This window comes from Ligilactobacillus acidipiscis DSM 15836 (assembly GCF_001435755.1).
GTDB classification, from domain to species: Bacteria; Bacillota; Bacilli; order Lactobacillales; family Lactobacillaceae; genus Ligilactobacillus; species Ligilactobacillus acidipiscis.
This window is the reverse complement of sequence record NZ_AZFI01000368.1, coordinates 1-472: the sequence shown is the minus strand read 5'-3', so window position 1 is coordinate 472 and position 472 is coordinate 1. Positions and strand designations below refer to the sequence as shown.

At 34.7% G+C, this 472-nt stretch carries 1 protein-coding gene and 1 pseudogene; both read left to right on the top strand.

The features are described from left to right. Positions 1-181 precede the first annotated feature (181 nt). On the top strand, positions 182-340 hold the full coding sequence (locus FC65_RS12005) for a hypothetical protein (RefSeq protein WP_156408655.1): 159 nt from the start codon (positions 182-184) through the stop codon (positions 338-340). A gap of 40 nt (positions 341-380) precedes the next feature. Next, a pseudogene (locus FC65_RS12000) lies at positions 381-472 on the top strand (site-specific integrase); the annotation flags it as partial.

Below are 472 nucleotides of genomic sequence, written 5' to 3'. Positions count from 1 at the left end.
ATTTAGTAATGGTCCCTTGGAAAGGTTGATTTACCAGCCTCTTAATGGTAAGCTCCAAATCAAGGGGCAAAAACAAACAAAATGATATAAAAATAGCTCCCTCTTTTTCTAAAGAGAAAGGGCTATTTTATATGGCTTCCTTATATTACTATTAGAACGATACGAAAGGAAGTCATATACAATGATTGATGCTGAAAAAGAAAGAAATAGTAGGTTATACTTAGAAGAATATAAAGGGTATGTTGCATGTATGGTGTGTGGTACACTAATTCCCCCTAAAGATTTAGGGAATGACATAGCAATGTGCTTTAATTGTATGGAATATCAAATGAAAGATTAACCTAAGAATTAATTATAGCGTACAAAGGAGTTAGACTATTTTGGAGCAGAAAGTCTTACCAATCAAAGATTCTAACGTTTTACACCAGGTGCAGCGTTGTTTACAGGAAGATTTTAAAGCCGGCCGGCGCAA